General features: G+C 48.9%; 17 protein-coding genes. 6 read left to right on the forward strand and 11 right to left on the reverse strand.

The features are described 5' to 3' along the window. Positions 1-55: 55 nt before the first annotated feature. Both ACZ5FK_RS06940 and ACZ5FK_RS06945 read right to left on the reverse strand, forming a co-directional pair. Positions 56-316 carry a hypothetical protein gene (locus ACZ5FK_RS06940; RefSeq protein WP_464807167.1) on the reverse strand — a complete coding sequence of 87 codons (261 nt, stop codon included), beginning with the start codon at positions 314-316 and terminating at the stop codon, positions 56-58. Positions 317-474: 158 nt separating this feature from the next. After that, positions 475-1,002: a DUF1643 domain-containing protein gene (locus ACZ5FK_RS06945; RefSeq protein ID WP_464807168.1), complete on the reverse strand. Its 528-nt coding sequence runs from the start codon at positions 1,000-1,002 to the stop codon at positions 475-477. Positions 1,003-1,445: 443 nt separating this feature from the next. Between ACZ5FK_RS06945 and ACZ5FK_RS06950 the strand changes: the two genes are divergently transcribed. Next, positions 1,446-3,779 (forward strand): S8 family peptidase, encoded by a 2,334-nt coding sequence (locus ACZ5FK_RS06950; RefSeq protein ID WP_464807169.1) that lies wholly within the window; start codon positions 1,446-1,448, stop codon positions 3,777-3,779. 166 nt (positions 3,780-3,945) lie between these two features. Beyond that, positions 3,946-5,163, forward strand: coding sequence for a hypothetical protein (locus ACZ5FK_RS06955; RefSeq protein ID WP_464807170.1), 1,218 nt, complete (start codon positions 3,946-3,948; stop codon positions 5,161-5,163). 89 nt (positions 5,164-5,252) lie between these two features. Here ACZ5FK_RS06955 and ACZ5FK_RS06960 read toward each other — a convergent pair whose 3' ends face one another. The 4 genes from ACZ5FK_RS06960 to ACZ5FK_RS06975 form a co-directional block, all read right to left on the reverse strand. Then, entirely contained in the window at positions 5,253-5,378 is a 126-nt protein-coding gene (locus ACZ5FK_RS06960) for a YvrJ family protein (RefSeq protein WP_464807392.1), read from the reverse strand. Between the two features lie 68 nt (positions 5,379-5,446). Then, positions 5,447-5,665 carry a DUF2922 domain-containing protein gene (locus tag ACZ5FK_RS06965; RefSeq protein WP_464807171.1) on the reverse strand — a complete coding sequence of 73 codons (219 nt, stop codon included), beginning with the start codon at positions 5,663-5,665 and terminating at the stop codon, positions 5,447-5,449. Between the two features lie 39 nt (positions 5,666-5,704). Next, positions 5,705-5,923, reverse strand: a complete 219-nt coding sequence (locus tag ACZ5FK_RS06970) for a DUF1659 domain-containing protein (protein WP_464807172.1) — start codon at positions 5,921-5,923, stop codon at positions 5,705-5,707. Between the two features lie 131 nt (positions 5,924-6,054). After that, positions 6,055-6,360, reverse strand: a complete 306-nt coding sequence (locus ACZ5FK_RS06975) for a hypothetical protein (protein WP_464807173.1) — start codon at positions 6,358-6,360, stop codon at positions 6,055-6,057. A 225-nt stretch (positions 6,361-6,585) separates the two neighbouring features. Here ACZ5FK_RS06975 and ACZ5FK_RS06980 point away from each other — a divergent pair, with 225 nt between their 5' ends. Next, positions 6,586-7,500 (forward strand): hypothetical protein, encoded by a 915-nt coding sequence (locus tag ACZ5FK_RS06980; RefSeq protein ID WP_464807174.1) that lies wholly within the window; start codon positions 6,586-6,588, stop codon positions 7,498-7,500. 183 nt (positions 7,501-7,683) lie between these two features. Further along, positions 7,684-8,229, forward strand: coding sequence for a tyrosine-type recombinase/integrase (locus ACZ5FK_RS06985; RefSeq protein WP_464807175.1), 546 nt, complete (start codon positions 7,684-7,686; stop codon positions 8,227-8,229). A 62-nt stretch (positions 8,230-8,291) separates the two neighbouring features. Here ACZ5FK_RS06985 and ACZ5FK_RS06990 read toward each other — a convergent pair whose 3' ends face one another. Both ACZ5FK_RS06990 and ACZ5FK_RS06995 read right to left on the reverse strand, forming a co-directional pair. After that, positions 8,292-8,783: a sigma-70 family RNA polymerase sigma factor gene (locus ACZ5FK_RS06990; protein WP_464807176.1), complete on the reverse strand. Its 492-nt coding sequence runs from the start codon at positions 8,781-8,783 to the stop codon at positions 8,292-8,294. 235 nt (positions 8,784-9,018) lie between these two features. Continuing rightward, complete coding sequence (locus ACZ5FK_RS06995) at positions 9,019-9,612, reverse strand: competence protein ComK (RefSeq protein ID WP_464807177.1); 594 nt, start codon at positions 9,610-9,612, stop codon at positions 9,019-9,021. Positions 9,613-10,106: 494 nt separating this feature from the next. Between ACZ5FK_RS06995 and ACZ5FK_RS07000 the strand changes: the two genes are divergently transcribed. After that, the gene (locus tag ACZ5FK_RS07000) at positions 10,107-10,874 is read left to right on the forward strand and encodes a helix-turn-helix domain-containing protein (protein ID WP_464807178.1); all 768 of its coding nucleotides are present in this window, start codon (positions 10,107-10,109) and stop codon (positions 10,872-10,874) included. 115 nt (positions 10,875-10,989) lie between these two features. On the opposite strand, the gene ACZ5FK_RS07005 is transcribed toward ACZ5FK_RS07000, so the two are convergent. Further along, the gene (locus ACZ5FK_RS07005) at positions 10,990-11,151 is read right to left on the reverse strand and encodes a DUF1540 domain-containing protein (RefSeq protein ID WP_464807179.1); all 162 of its coding nucleotides are present in this window, start codon (positions 11,149-11,151) and stop codon (positions 10,990-10,992) included. A gap of 334 nt (positions 11,152-11,485) precedes the next feature. On the opposite strand from ACZ5FK_RS07005, the gene ACZ5FK_RS07010 reads away from it, so the two are divergent. Then, complete coding sequence (locus ACZ5FK_RS07010) at positions 11,486-11,830, forward strand: winged helix-turn-helix transcriptional regulator (RefSeq protein WP_464807180.1); 345 nt, start codon at positions 11,486-11,488, stop codon at positions 11,828-11,830. Positions 11,831-12,000: 170 nt separating this feature from the next. On the opposite strand, the gene ACZ5FK_RS07015 is transcribed toward ACZ5FK_RS07010, so the two are convergent. Next, entirely contained in the window at positions 12,001-13,881 is a 1,881-nt protein-coding gene (locus ACZ5FK_RS07015; protein WP_464807181.1) for a leucine-rich repeat domain-containing protein, read from the reverse strand. Positions 13,882-14,479: 598 nt separating this feature from the next. After that, the gene (locus ACZ5FK_RS07020) at positions 14,480-14,887 is read right to left on the reverse strand and encodes a hypothetical protein (protein WP_464807182.1); all 408 of its coding nucleotides are present in this window, start codon (positions 14,885-14,887) and stop codon (positions 14,480-14,482) included. Positions 14,888-14,977: the final 90 nt, after the last annotated feature.

Here is a 14,977-nt window from a genome sequence, read left to right on the forward strand (position 1 = left end):
CAGAAATGCACAGATGAAAAAGACCCTAAGCTTTTCACAGCAGGGTCCATGCGGGTTATAGCTTATTGAGTTGTAGAAGATGACTTCTATATTCTAAGTAATACGATAGGGTTCTTTCATACTCATTCGTCCTGTTAGCGTAAGCAGTATTAATCTTCTTTTTAATTTGATCATCTATCTTACTTTCAAATGCATAAATATTTTTCTTCACTAGGTTTTCAAGCCTGTTATTGTATTGGCGTGCCGATACTTCTCCAATCGGTTTAGCACCATTCACGAAACGGTGTCTCTCTTGCAGGTAAGTGATAAACTCCATTTTCTGTCCCCCTACTCATTAATCATGAACCGGCTTCTCAAAAACTTAAATAAAATAAAGAGACCTATAGATAAAGGGATAAACTTCAAAAAGCCAATCGCCCCTTCCCAGCGACCGGCCATCTCTAATAGTATGTTTTCAAACACCTACATGCCGTTTCAACGCACCTTTGCCATAATCATACGCCTCAAACAAAGTCGTGTTCGGCACAAATAACGGATGCCGCGGCCAGCCATACCGGGTAATGCCGACGCAGTACAGGTCCTTGTCCAATAGGTGGATGTGATGAAGTACCGGCAATATGCCGTTAAACCAGACGCCCTGCTCCCCCAGGCAGCCACGATGGTATCGGCCTCTTCAATCGCTTGTCGGACATACTCCAGATTCTCGGGTCTGCTTCTTTCTGCTGCCGTCAAAAGCTCTTGCGGGTTTGACGATCGGCAGGAGAATAGGTTTACGATCGTTATGGATCCAAAAAATTGATTCTTGGCCAATGAAATGCATTTATCAATGGTCCGATCGCATGTCTCTGCATCGGCACTGCTTGGATTCAACATGATATACAAGCAATTCGGCAAGTCGTCATTCCAGCTGCATGTCAACTTGAAACGGTGGTTTTCTGTCTCATCAAAAATGATTTCTATATTTTCTTCCGTCTTCCACGCTCGCATTCCATTTCTCCCCATCTCCTATTTCTATTGTTTCTTCCTCACATAGCCGCAACGCTGACAAGTGTTCGAATAATAATCAATGCGATGATATCCTCTATATTTGCACACCCATTTCCCCCACCACCGCTTCACCGGATCCCCTCCTATCCAGACTCCATACCTTGTTGGAAACTTGTCCCAATATGCTTCCATTATACAAATACAGCGTAAACTTTTCTATAGTCCACACAGGAATAAATATCTAATTTTTCCGACCCTAATCGACAATACTAATTAACTTTTCGACAGTTTCACTATGAAAGTAGGCACCTTTTCCTAATTCTCATCAAAATTACTTGCACTGGCAACCTATTCTGACATAAAACCTGCCACAATTGCCCTCACCTATTGAAGTAAGATGTAATAATTAGTATGTTTACTTGAAGAATAAACTACGGGACTCTAAAGGAGAACACGTCATGCAAAACAGTAAACAGGCACCGGAAGAAATGAATATGATCATCCATTTGACCGAAGAACCAGCCGCGGCATCGAGACGACCTGGCGCAGGGCAAGCCCGTCACGCCGTCCACTTGCAGCAGCAGCGTTTTCTGCGCGAAGCTGAGAATCTCGGCATCCAGCTGAAAAACATACATATGTATAAAACCGTGCTAAACGCAATAGCAGCGACCGTTCCATGCGGGGATTTTGCGAAACTTGAGGCGCTGGCAGATGTCCGCATGGTCGAACCTGACGGCAAAGTCATGGCTGCCGGGCTGCCGGATACAGATAAAGAGGACGCTGAGAACGCGATTGACCCTGTCTACCAGGAAGTGCAGGCTCTCTGGGCGGAAGGGATCGACGGATCGGGCGTCAAGGTCGCCGTCCTCGATTCCGGCATCGATCCGGATCACCCCGACATCAAGCATGCGTACCGGGGCGGGTGGAATCTCGTGGATCAGTCGGACCGGGATATCTATACGCAGGACCGGGCATTTGATGATCCGCGCGAGACGTCGCCGGACGAACGGGCGGAAGGAGCACCGGAAAAAGCTGCAGCATCCGGCACGCGTTTTGAGACGTATCACGGCACCCATATTGCAGGGATCATTGCGGGAAAACATGACAACGGCGTTAAAGGCGTCGCGCCAAAGGTCGATCTGTACGCTTTCCGTATATTCGGTGCGTACCTGTCAGGCAGCGTTTCGACCATCCTGAAAGGCATCGAGGAGGCGGTCGACCGGAAGATGGACATCCTTAACCTGTCCCTCAGCGACAGCAGCGACCTCGAGAACCATGCGCTCGCCATCGCCGTCAATCATGCGATCCTTTCGGGATGCGTCGTCGTCAGCACTGCGGGAAATACTGGCTCAGTCCGAGGATCTGTCCGGTCCCCCGGCACGTCGAGACTCGGCATCGCGGTCGGAAACTCGACGATCACGGACGAAATCGACAGCTCCAGTTCCCGAGGTCCCTCACGGCCGAACTTTGACATCAAGCCGGACATTGTCGCTCCCGGTACGGAGGTTCTATCGACGATGCCTGGTTACGGAAAAGCGGATGCCTACCCGGACGCATACAAACACGAAACGGGGACATCACAGGCAGCCCCTTACGTGACAGGTGTCGCCGCTCTTATGAAGCAAGCTCACCCCGACTGGTCGCCGCTCGATATCAAAGTGGCTATGACAAACAACGCCAAGGTACTTGAAACGGGCGTCTATAACGTCTTCGACCAAGGAGCCGGTCGCATCAGGCCGTACGAAGCGGTCCATACGCCGATCCTTGCCTACTCCACTGAAGAAGTGGATGCCAATGGCGAAGGCAAGATCGTCCAAAACCGGAAAGGCGCAATCACGTTCGGAGCGGTTGCTTTGGATGAAGACATCACGATTACGAAACACGTCATCGTGAAAGACCTGACAGGGAACAACGGCATATACGACGTGACGATTGACGTTACGCAACCTTTCAGGGAAACGAAGCTGACCGTCGAGCCGGCATCCTTTACGCTACACGGCGAGCAGCTGCTCGAAGTGACACTGACCGCGTCAAAACATACAAATCCGAAATACCGGGACGAAATTCTAGGCTACCTCCATATCCTGAATGAAGAGCGCACTACCGATGTTTCGCTTCCTTTCGCAGCTGATTTCAGCAACGGCGCGACCGTCGTCCCGGCGATCGAAACGTTCCATATCACTCAAAAGGACATCTCCTTTGCGGATGAATCAGCTAAAGAAGAAGTGACGCTGGCAATCACAAGCGATCTGTCCTACCCGTCCCTTGAGATCACCGACTACTTGACGAAGGCGCCGATCGACAGCCTGTTCTACGACAACGGCATCAGCCTCGGCTCCCATAAATTCCCGGTGCAGCGCCACTATACATCGAGCTGGACGAACGAAGCCGCTGTACTGCCAGACGGCATCTATTCCATCGACTTCACAGGCATGGCGACCGGCGAGCCGCTCACCGCAAGCATCGGGCCGGTCTTCGTCAAATCGACGCCGCCTGCCATAACCGCCTCCCCTGGCGGGACGACGGTTTCGGGGCAAGTGACGGATGCGTATGTGGAATACAATAAAGCCCTCGCTGAAATCGGCGAAGAGTTCGATGTGAATGAAAAACTGAAGGCTTCTTGCGTGTTTACGCGAGATGGAGAAGAGGGGCCGGCTGCGCCAATCAAACTTGAGCAAGACGGAACCTTCTCCTTTGAAGCAGCCCCAACAGATGCGGGAAAATTGAGCGTTCTCGTGAAAGACGCTGCCGGCAACTGTGTTACGTTTACTGTTGAACACAGTTCTTACTGAACCAAATAGATTGCAAGAAGTCCTCCTAGGAATTTTCTTCCGGGAGGACTTTTTGCATTCGCTTTCTTATCTGCAATTAATTTTTCACTATAATATTTCTAAGATGTATGGTTATATGAGACTATAAAGTGGTACTATAGAAATAATACAAGGAGGGTGCAAAACAGTGTCACTAGTACCAGACCCAGAGAACAGACAGCTAGTCAATGATTTTCTTTCGTTCACATTCGAGAATCCACTTACGATTGATATGAAAAAGAGGCGGCTTTTCATATGGGGACATTGTATATTCCTTTTTGGCAACGATGATTTTGAGAAGCAGAGCGTTCTGCACCTGCTTGGAACTGATTCAGCCGGAAATGTCTGGCTGATCCAGGCGAATCATCATTCGTCTGTCTGGAATGAGATAAACGGCTATAAGAGCAGGCTGCGTGAGATGACAGAGCAGGAAATCGTCTTGGCTGCGAGACCTTATGTACTTGGAAAACAGCCAGGATTGCCGCTGCCCCCTTTTCTCCAAGACGCCCCAAGCGGCCTAATTGATTCATTCGGACTGTGGGCTATGTACATAGGCAAGAAATATATGGATGGTCAAATCCTTTACGGAAAAACAATGGAAAAAATCGCAAGTGGTGATGTCATCCATTGCATACTAGGGACCAAACTGGACAGGTCCATTTGGAATGGCCGTGCGGAAAGCCAGCAAAAGGCTTTTATCGTCTTCCATGATAACAAGGTGAAGGTCCATATGAATTCGCGGTTGCCCTTTACGAAAGAGGAAATAGCTCGCGACTGGCAACTCGGCACGTGGTCTTATTGGCTGGATCGAAAAAAAGAGATCGTGCCACGCCCCGATACGATTCCGTTGTTACTGCCAGAACCGGTGATCCCGCAATATGCGACTGTCCTTTCTCACCTTGCTGCAATCGGGTGGAACGGCAAATTCACGAGCGGGATTGACAGCTTCCGGATCGATATCCAGACGAATTGCGGCATCCCGCTCAGCTTCCATATCGGCTGGACAGAAGAAACGACACCAGTACGTGAATGCCGCCACCCACATCAGCCCGGCTTCTCTTTCATCATAGATTTCAGCAGATTTAAGCAACAGGCATCCCCTGGCGTATGGCTGCAGGCATATAACGTCATGAAACAACTCGCAATTTGGACGCAATATAAGAATACGGGAAATGAGTTTTCAATCGCCCAGCCCGACTGGACGGCGGATAAAGCCAGATCACTGCAATGGGACGGAAAGATGGCGCGGTATGTCGATGGAATCGAATCCGGATTCACCGGACAGTGTGATGAAACACTCGATGTAAAAGTGGTCTTCCGATTAATCGGACCTCTCTTTTGCAAGCATCCAACCATGCTGACTTGATCTGCGGCCCGTCTTTTCATCCACATTAAAATATGCCAGGCTTGGCCCGCCCGGAACAAAACCGGACACGTCCTTACCTGGCATTCCATTTACGATTCCATCTTCAAGTTCACAAGCACATCATGGATCGCCTCCAGCTTCACTTCAAGCCGATGCAATAAGTAGAACGACACAAAGATCGGGAATCCGATCTGCTGGATGAGCTCAAGCCACATATCCACCTGCCCCCCTCCTCTCCTGTTAAAAATAGCCCGCCAGCTGATTGCTGGCGGGCCCATTTATGTTACGACATCACGAAGTCAGTCACATTGCGCTCGACGATGCGTGCGCTTTTCATGACAGCGAGCGGCGAGGCTTCGATCTCAAATGCCCCTGACGCGATGATCTGCTCCATCGCCCCTTGTACGTCACCGCTACTTAGATCAGTGCGCGGCTCGTCGACGGTGAGCGTCGTCTTCTTCCCCGCCTCCGTCTCAAACGTCAATTCCAATACTTTTGCCATTTGTCATCCTCCCTTTCCTTTTTGGTTGCGTTATTCCGGTCAGTTCACCAATTCCGCCGTCTCCACCTTTTCCGCTTGCAGAAACGGTCGCTCGGACAGCAGTGCGAGCGATTGAAGGGCAGCGTACAATCCGTCTGCCGTCGCCTGCTGCGCAACGTTTCGGTACGTCTTCGCCTTGCGGATCATCTTGCCGTCTTCCGTCAGGCCGCCGTCAAAGTACACCTTGCCGACCGCCCCTTTGAATTCGAGTGTTGTCATGTTCGTCCACCTCCTTTCACCCTCTATATAGAGTTCTGGAGGCCAAAAGGATACATGCTGTAAAAATATTTTTTCAATCCATCAAAAAAAGCTCCCGGAGAAACTGATTCTCCGCGAAGCTTTCATCCCATTCAGCGTTGTTTATTGCACATGAACTCATGCACAAGCCCATTGACGGACCGCACTTTCCAAGCCTGGCCGTCATTTCGTTTCAGTGGCGGGACGTACTCATAATGGATTTCCGTCACCCCGTCAAGATGCATCGTTTCAATATATTCCTCCGATGCATAGATGACATCGTCCAGTTTCCTCATTGTCCCGCTTTCCATCTCTTCATCCACCACAGTGATCAAATCCAATACATGTTGCTGCAGCTCCTGGATCAAGAGCTCCGTCTCCGGGTGGTAGTTGCCCCAGATGATATGTGATTTTTGCATGGGTGATATCGCCTCCCGCTATATACGGTGATTATATCATGGGAGAAGAGAAGTGTGAGTAGGGATTGTGAATTCTATGGGCGACACGCCTGTTGCTAGGTATCTATTATAAGTTAACGAGATATGGTATCCTTATATACGTATACATACTTTTAGTCAATTTGAAATACATAACTGAAACATAAGTACCTGTCCTGAACATTAACATCCATGGAGGTCATCCTTTTGAAAACAACAACCAAACTACTCACAGGTACACTCGTAACGGGTTTGGCTCTTTTTATTTATACCGCATGGGGCAAGGCCAAGCACGGCCAGTCCCGGAGCAAACAGAGCCTTTCAACAAAGTACCCCCTAAACGTGATGCAAGCGGTCCGCGCGGATCTAGGCGTTCCTAAGCACTCCGTTGAAATGGATGATCAGATTGAATCCATGCGGAAAATCGACGTAATGGATACATACCTCAAGTCATTTGGCACTTCAGTAAAAGGGATTGAAGTACGTATGGCTGTCTTGGCCATATTCGACATGGATTTAGACAATATTTCCAGAAACAATTATGGGAATAAATTAAATAGCTATGCGCCTGCTATTATGGAAACCCTTCGCAAATCGATGCAGTACACGGATGCGGAAATCATGTCTCTGCCAAAAGTGAAAGTTATGGATGCCTATTTGACAGCGCATGACTTTGCCTTAACAGGTGCTGAACACCGGGTGCTCATCAATCAAATTTTCGGTGTCAATCTTGATGGTATTTCTGGCGTAGAAGGAATGCAGCTTGGCATCCATTCGAAAGGTACATTGATCATTGATACACCAACGGATATGCTAGTCATTTCATCCAGCCTGGATGACGTGGAGATCTATGTCGCTACGACAGACTATTGGAAACGAGTGACAGGCACGAATGAAGTGACAGATGCACTGAAACAATACTTGGTTGACCATGGATTTACATATGATGCCGAAAAGGACAGATACATATGGGTGAACCCTACCGGTGAATCCGCCCCTGAGACGTTTAAATCAGAAACGATTAGCACGTTGATCCAAACGATTAAACAGGTGAATGCTGATGTACAAGGATCAGAGAAGGCGATTGATCCAGTAGGGGATTTTATCACCATACCTAATTGAAGGTTATCCATCGCAGACGGCCGAATATCAGAATACCCGCATACTACCCGAAAGGGCGTATGCGGGTATTCTCTGTTTGTAGCTTTCCTGCTTATCGACTATGCAAGTAATTCCTTGTCATGTATATAAATTCATAGTGTTTCCCATCCTGTAGCTATCAAGCAGGATAGGGAGTGGACAAAAATGATATTCGGCAAAACCAATAACTATTTTTCACCTGACGTCATTGCGAAAGTACTGAATGAACCCTGCCTAACAGATCCAGTGGAGAAAGAACACTTCTTGCTGATGAGCCTGCTGTATGAGACCGGGGCGCATGCGGCAGAAATCTTGAATGCAAAAGCGCAAGATGTCCGCCTGACAGAGCATCCGTCCATACAACTATCGTCGTCATCAGGACTCACCCGGACTATTTCGCTGCCCGGGTTCCTGGCAGAGGCGGTCAGCCAGCATATTAGAGAAAAACAGCTGTCTCCGGCAGACTGCCTGTTTTTCCGCGAGCAGAAGATGTCCAGCCAGGAATTATGCCGTGTCTTGAGCGTGTATATACGGAAAGTCAAACGGCATTCCCCCGAGCTTGTCCCTGACTTCCAGTCCATCCACCACTTTCGGATCAGCCGGGCGAACCATCTGTATCAAGCCGGTATGGATATGGAGGACCTTCAGGATTTTCTTGGGCATCGCTCGATCCGTGAGACAGAGCGGTATATCGGCATCCTTTACCATTGAACGTGGTGAAAAGCTTTCTGAGCGGAAGGCTTTTCAATTTTTCTTTGTTCTTGCTCAGACTATCACTCCATCCATTCCATCATGAGCTCCCTTAATTTCAGCAAAATGCGCTCCCTTCTCTTCTTGACCCCTGCCACTGAAATCCCAATCCGCTTCGCGCATTCCGCGTAGCTGTACTCGTTGATAAACAGCCATACTAGCAGCTGTCTTTCGTGCATCTCCAGAAATTGAAGCACATTAGAAAATAGATAGTCACTTGCCTCTGCCCGGTAATCACCGTCTTCCGAAAGGTTATGGAGCACTTCATCTTTTGTCGGTCTTGATCGCTTCACCGCCCCTGTTTCCCTTTTTAACTCATCCAGCATGGCTCCCCGGATCGATCGGTACGCGAACGGTGTAAAGTTCCCTTTCTCTTCATCAAAACTTTGCCACGCCTGCCATAGCGCAACGCGTCCCGTCTGCCTGAAATGATCAAAGTCCCGGTAGATATGAAGCTTACGGATCATCGCCGAAATCATCGGCTCATACTGGTCTAGCAACTCTTCAAATTCCAATCGGTCGGCCTTTCCGATCGTGCACGATGCGACATATTCCTAGGTGGATTCATCATAGAACGCATCCAGAAGGGAAACCAATCGCGGCTTAGCCCATGTTCCTAGCGGGGTTTGACCAAGTTCACTGCCCGCTTTACCGCTCCTGCTGGCCGGCTTCTCCAAAGCTGAAGTATTTTGCTTGCCGATCAAACACAAAAAAAGCCTGCCCAAACGCGTGGCAGGCCGTTACTCCCAGTTATATCTTGTTCACTTTCATTCCGTTCTTTTTAGGGTCATCCCTATTAATCAAGATCGTATAATTCAGGTAGCTCTTTCGACCCGGCTCCTCAACCGGTTCCGCTTTACCGAAGACCTGCTCCTTCATGCGCCGCGTCCTTTTTTGGATTTCACTGCGAAGCCTGCAGACACGGTTGTATCTGAATTCGAAAACCTGCACGGACACTTCCGCTATGACATAACTGCCATCCGAAAGCCAAACCTTGGTGTTTTCACCGCTCGCTTCAAAATACGTAATATGATAAAAATCAAACCACATGCGTCTCTCATTTGTGGCGGAGGCTGTCTGGAAATAGTAGATATCCAGTTTCTCGCTAACAACGATCGGCGGCATTTCGACTTTTTTCCCAAGAATGGCGCGGGCCCCTTCCTTCGCCCCGCGCAAACTGGATCCGTAATGGCGAAGTGTGGCATCCAATACGTCTTCCGGTGTCCCCTCCAGCACGATTGTGCCATGGCGGTCGATCACTTTCGTAAAGGAATACCCTTGCCTGAACACAGAAGTTAGTACCATTGCGTTCCCGTCCAGAACGCTTCTTTTCCCCGAAATCATTATGCCCCGACCTCCGTTACCATTATCATTATTCTTCTTACTTTTTCGGAGTGAACAGAGTATACTAAAATTAGATTGGTTCACTCCAATCCATCTCCCTAGGTGAGCTGGCAGGTCCTCTACGACACTAGCTCGCCTGGGATGTAACGTATGTAGCTTTCTACCCCAATTCCCTCACCCCCTTCCCATTTGAAAAATGAAAGCGCTTTACAAGTAAAAGTTCTATAGGCACTTAGTTTCTCCTCTGCTCATTAAACCGAACTCATTAGAATTCACCTAAAAATAGTATATGACTACATTCCTAAGTCACTGCCGTCCATATCCATCCATACTGCTAGTTATCTACCATTGTAGCCATTATTTTTATATTTGTCTATGTAATTAGATATATTATATTATTTCACAATTTGTTCACAATTAAAGCGCGAAATTTATGACCCGAGTATCCGTTTCACCTCCCACTTTCTATATAGAGGGAAAGGGGGATTTTGGACATGACACACTACTTGGCGGAGCACGCCCGATTTGATTCAGTACGGGAAATGGACAACGCGGTGCATGAGCAGATTTCACTGCATCGGCAGGATTTGAATAAAACGGACTTGGCGGTGCTCGACATGATCCGCCGCTATTCCGTGAAATACTTGGCTGCTCATTTGAAACAAGAGACCATCGAGAAGGCGGTCGGGAAATCGAACGCGACCGTCCGCCGTGCCCTTCGCAAACTGGAGAAGCTCGGCATCATTGAAAAGGCAGCGACGATCCGTCCTGTGCTGAGCGGATCTGGCGCCAACATCTATATCATTTTGCCTGCTGATGACCAGGGGGAAATGACCACCCGGGGACCCCAGGAAAAGCCGCATGGCGACGGGGCTGGCGAGGTTTATTCCAAGACGGAACCTTTCTCTTTTCAATCTAAAACCCATAAGGTCTTAACAGATACGTCTCCTGTGGACGAGTCCAGGTTATCCACAAGTCTGTTCACGAAGATGAAGAGCTTGCTGAGCGGCATGCTCGGATGCGACAAGCTGGCAAGGGAATTTTACGGCGCCTATCTGTCCGTTTCAAAGACATTCATGTTCGCCCATGTGTACGAAGGGGATGCGGACTTCTTCGAGGAACCGGCATACCGTGCGCTTGTGATCACCCTGCTTGCATCAAAAAAGAAGCCGATCCAGCGGTTGCAAGGCTATTATTCGGGAGTTCTGCGGAAGCTGTTATTTGCGCGGCATGGTGAGGTGATGTTCGGGATTGTGGATTAATGGAAGGGGGACTCCCAAGATGGTTATGAGTTGACTTGGCTAAATGAGAATGATATTCTTTATCAAAGAGAAAAGGAGCAACCGGGCTAGGGCTGCTCCTTCGCATACTTTCGCATTATTGGGTGATGCGCTCGAATGTCTGGCAATCAGTTTCTTCGTTTGAAGAAGCTGTTTTGCCGGCTTCGCTCATGATCTGAATTTTCTCCGCGCCGCAATGCTTGCCTGCCACGTTATACACGCAGTTTTCGACTTCACACTCTACGATCACTTCGCTCATGTTGGTCACCTCCACTATTTTACAAGAGTATATACTTTCATACCCAACTGTCGGCAGAGGCTAAACAGTTTTTTTGCGTTGGCCGGAGTTCGCCGGCAGCCTGATTGCTTACTTTGAGCATGTGATTGCTTACTTCAGGCGGCGCATTGCTTACTTTACTGGCCTAGTTGCTTATATTCCGGCTGCGTTGCTTCTTTTTACGGCTTGATTGCTTACTTAACGATGGTTATTGCTTACTTTTGACCGCTGTTTCATAAGAAATCAAAAATATTTTCGCTCCCTGTATCCTTTTGCCTCGCAACTCTCTATATAAAGGGTAAAGGGGGCTATCAAAATGAAACAGACACTTCAAAGCTACTCAAACTTTACATCACCGGCAGAACTCGAGGCAGCCGTGCGCAGCCATCTCACCCGGCACAGGCGCCGCCTCACTCTCTCGGACATCGCCGTGCTAGAACTAATCAAAGACGACTCGCTGCAAAACGGCGCCGCCCACCTGGCGCATACCGCCATGGCTGAAGCGACCGGAAAATCACTTTCCACCGTCCGCCGCGCCATCCGGAAGCTGGAGAAGCTAGAGATGATCGAGCGGGTGCACTACATCCAGCCGGTGCTCGGCGGGCTGGGGGCTAATATTTATGTGGTGTTGGGGTTGCAGCTTGGGAAGACGGACAACTGATGTCGACCTTTTAAATTTTGTGGCGGTATCTGTGCAAGGCGTCTTTATGACAATTCAGCTCTATGGGTAACGACACAGCGAAAAACCGTTCATCCCAGAAGATGATCGGTTTTCCGGCTGCCAGTATGCAATTATGTCGTTTTGTCTGAATTCAGCCTGGCACAGGCTTCCTAATACACCAGCACCCCGTCCCCGAGGACAGATTGATTCTGCACAGGATTCCCTAGAATATACAGCTTCTTCAGGTTTGGCAGGGCGGTCAGCGGTCCGATGTCGGTGATTGCACTGTTTTCGACATGCAACACTTCGAGCTGCTTCCAATTTTTCATGAAATCAAGGGATTGCAGTGCATTATCCTGCAACGTAAACTCCCTCAGTGCAGTCTGTCCGGCCAAGTAGGGCATCATTGCCTGCATGTTCCCCGAAGAGTCATCCCCCCTTAGGCGAAATTGGGAAGTTTCCAAGACCAGGTGCTGGAGGGCCTGATTTTCCGCCACCTTTTCGCCTGGATCTGAAATGAATTGACAGTCCGCACAACGGAGCGTCTTGACATGCTTCAACGCAAACAAGTTCGCTGCTTCGTCATAAAAATAGGAGCCTTCGATGTCGAGGTCTTCCAGAAGCGGCAGTTCGTTCACAGAAAGAACATTCACCATGTTGCCGGAACCCGCCACTGTCAGCTTTTCGAGGTTTTTATAGCGGGTCAGCTTGGAAACATCCAGCTCATCCGAAAACTGTTCAACCGTGAGCACTTGCAAGGAAGGAGCCTCGAGATGATCCAACATGCCGGCAGAGATTTCCGCTTTCTTGACAGCCGGCGCTGTAATCGTGGTACTGCCGCTGGTGTTGTTGCGGGTTCCTTTCATCGTGAGCTCGGACAGCGACGGCAAGGAATTAACCACCTCAAATGATTTGAGTTGTGGATTGTCGACCAGAGACAGCCGGGTCAGCGACTTCTTATCGCGCAGGCTTTCCAGTCCCGTGACCTCTGTCCGCTCTAGCGTAAAGGCCTGCAAGTTCGGCATGTTCTGTACAAAGTCGATCGTTTTTAAATTCTCCATCCACAAAAGGCGCAAGTCCTGCAATTTGCTCATCGCGAAGAGTGCCGACACATCCGTCGCCTTGCTTCTTTCTATAGTGAGCGACGTGAGATTCGTCATGGATGAAAGCCACCCGATCTCATTCATATTATGAAGGGTTAGCGACTGCAGCGGCAATTCTTGCAGCACACGGATATTCGTCACGTCATCCGCTACATAGGTCAGATCCAGGGACTGCAGATTCGGAAACCCTTTCAGCATCTCCATTTCGGCATCACTGCGGATCTGCACAGCCAGCTCTGTAACGTCGGCTTTGTCCTGAAAATACGTGGAGAGGCTGCTGAACGATTCATTGAAGGACCCTCTATAGCTCTTCAGCCCCTTTGCATAGCGCAGCCGGCCCCAGTCACTTCGGTCAATCTCATACTCATTCATCAAATGAAGCGCCGTCAGCCCGCTGAATGCCTCGAAGTCCTTTTGCGGGATGCGCTCTGTATTAAGCAGCTTATCCTGCACGGTATATGCGATGAGCTCGGCCTCTCGATTTGTAAAAGGATCATCAAAACTATACGTCAGATGCCACTGATCCTCCTCGTGATGAACAGCCAGGTAACGGATGGAAGCTATCTCCTCCTCGGTCGGCAAGGCCGCCCCCTTATCAAAAATATCCCGCAGGAAAAACAGCAGCACGCCGCTTTCCGGCATCGCGCGGACCGTCGATTCCTGCTGAGGAAGCGGATCGGTCGGGTACAACACGTTGGCAAACACGTACAGGAACAGGACGATCAGCGCGACTGGCAGCAGCCATAAAACTTTAAAAGTTACGGGGCGCTGCGCGGGCCTCACTGGCGCAGGCACTCCATAATAATTGTGAACCGACTGGTCGACATAGTGGATCGTATTCTCTTTGATGATCAGTTCCGTCCCGCAATACGGACACGTCAGCGCCTGCCCCTCCGTAAACTTGAGCTTGCCGCTGCAATTCGGACACTGCAATTTGACAACAGCCATAGGCCACCTCTGTTCTTTAATGATCTGGATTTCGTGATTCCAGTCTCTGATCATATGATATGTTCATTGTATCATTTTTCAGACGAATAGAAGAGGACTGTATCTTGCTATTTTAGGCTTCGTCTGTAGTGTGCCTGTGTTGTATCCGAATTCAGCTCTGCGCAGGCATCTTTACCATGCGTTGAGCGGAGTTCGCTTGCCGCACGATTGCTTACTTTGGGCACGTGATTGCTTACTTCTGCCGGCACATTGCTTACTTTCTTGGTCCGGTTGCTTATATTGCGGGGTCATTGCTTCTTAGCAAGGCTTCCTTGCTTCTTAATGAGCTTTATTGCTTACTATTGATCACACTCGACTATTTGAAGACGTCTATTTGCATGCAGAAACCGCTCAATACGGTAGAGGAGCGGTTTCTGCATGCGGAATCCAACCTAGTGTATTTATCTGATTTCCTTAATGAACAGAAATAGAGGACTACGAGATTGCGTTGCCTGATAATTGGATGCTGTGACATGGTGTAGCATTAAGTGAAAACGGAAGCCATTCTTATATGAGCGGCTTCCCAATGTATTCGTATGAACCATGCGTTATCCGAGATCTATCCCCTCTTCCTCCGTTCAAACACAATTTCATATTTCAAGACCCTTCCATTGATCAACCGTTCATAACGCCTCACATCGACCAGCTTCTTTGAATAGCAGACCCAGACCCGCTCGACATCAAATGGCAGGTTAGCTAACTTCGCTATTGATTTGTTGCGCAGACTACTGTCAATTTCAAACGCCATCACGAGTTTTCCGTTTTTGTGACGCCAGACGACATCAATCCTTCCAGGCGGTTCCTTCACAGGGTATTCCTTTTCGGCAACCAGGCCAAAACTTGCTCCCAGCTCAAACAGGTCACGCTGCAGCGCATCGTGGAAGGCTCTCCGCGTTCGATGATAGAACCGATTGCGCTTCACGAGGTGATGAATCGCAAGCTCCACCTCAAATAAATCTACAGTCATGGCTTCCTCCTTTATTGATCAATCTCTTACGTTTTGCTGATCATATCAGAAGTAAGTCTATCTTCAAAGTGAATCTCCATGCACTCGCTT

Source organism: Sporosarcina sp. GTC18466 (genome assembly GCF_055389225.1).

Coding starts and splice junctions, on each gene's coding strand:
- ACZ5FK_RS06940 (WP_464807167.1), bottom strand. CDS start 316: ATGGAGTTTATCACTTACCTGCAAGAGAGACACCGTTTCGTGAATGGT.
- ACZ5FK_RS06945 (WP_464807168.1), bottom strand. CDS start 1,002: ATGGGGAGAAATGGAATGCGAGCGTGGAAGACGGAAGAAAATATAGAA.
- ACZ5FK_RS06950 (WP_464807169.1), top strand. CDS start 1,446: ATGCAAAACAGTAAACAGGCACCGGAAGAAATGAATATGATCATCCAT.
- ACZ5FK_RS06960 (WP_464807392.1), bottom strand. CDS start 5,378: ATGTGGCTTGAGCTCATCCAGCAGATCGGATTCCCGATCTTTGTGTCG.
- ACZ5FK_RS06965 (WP_464807171.1), bottom strand. CDS start 5,665: ATGGCAAAAGTATTGGAATTGACGTTTGAGACGGAGGCGGGGAAGAAG.
- ACZ5FK_RS06970 (WP_464807172.1), bottom strand. CDS start 5,923: ATGACAACACTCGAATTCAAAGGGGCGGTCGGCAAGGTGTACTTTGAC.
- ACZ5FK_RS06975 (WP_464807173.1), bottom strand. CDS start 6,360: ATGCAAAAATCACATATCATCTGGGGCAACTACCACCCGGAGACGGAG.
- ACZ5FK_RS06985 (WP_464807175.1), top strand. CDS start 7,684: ATGATATTCGGCAAAACCAATAACTATTTTTCACCTGACGTCATTGCG.
- ACZ5FK_RS06995 (WP_464807177.1), bottom strand. CDS start 9,612: ATGATTTCGGGGAAAAGAAGCGTTCTGGACGGGAACGCAATGGTACTA.
- ACZ5FK_RS07000 (WP_464807178.1), top strand. CDS start 10,107: ATGACACACTACTTGGCGGAGCACGCCCGATTTGATTCAGTACGGGAA.
- ACZ5FK_RS07005 (WP_464807179.1), bottom strand. CDS start 11,151: ATGAGCGAAGTGATCGTAGAGTGTGAAGTCGAAAACTGCGTGTATAAC.
- ACZ5FK_RS07010 (WP_464807180.1), top strand. CDS start 11,486: ATGAAACAGACACTTCAAAGCTACTCAAACTTTACATCACCGGCAGAA.
- ACZ5FK_RS07015 (WP_464807181.1), bottom strand. CDS start 13,881: ATGGCTGTTGTCAAATTGCAGTGTCCGAATTGCAGCGGCAAGCTCAAG.
- ACZ5FK_RS07020 (WP_464807182.1), bottom strand. CDS start 14,887: ATGACTGTAGATTTATTTGAGGTGGAGCTTGCGATTCATCACCTCGTG.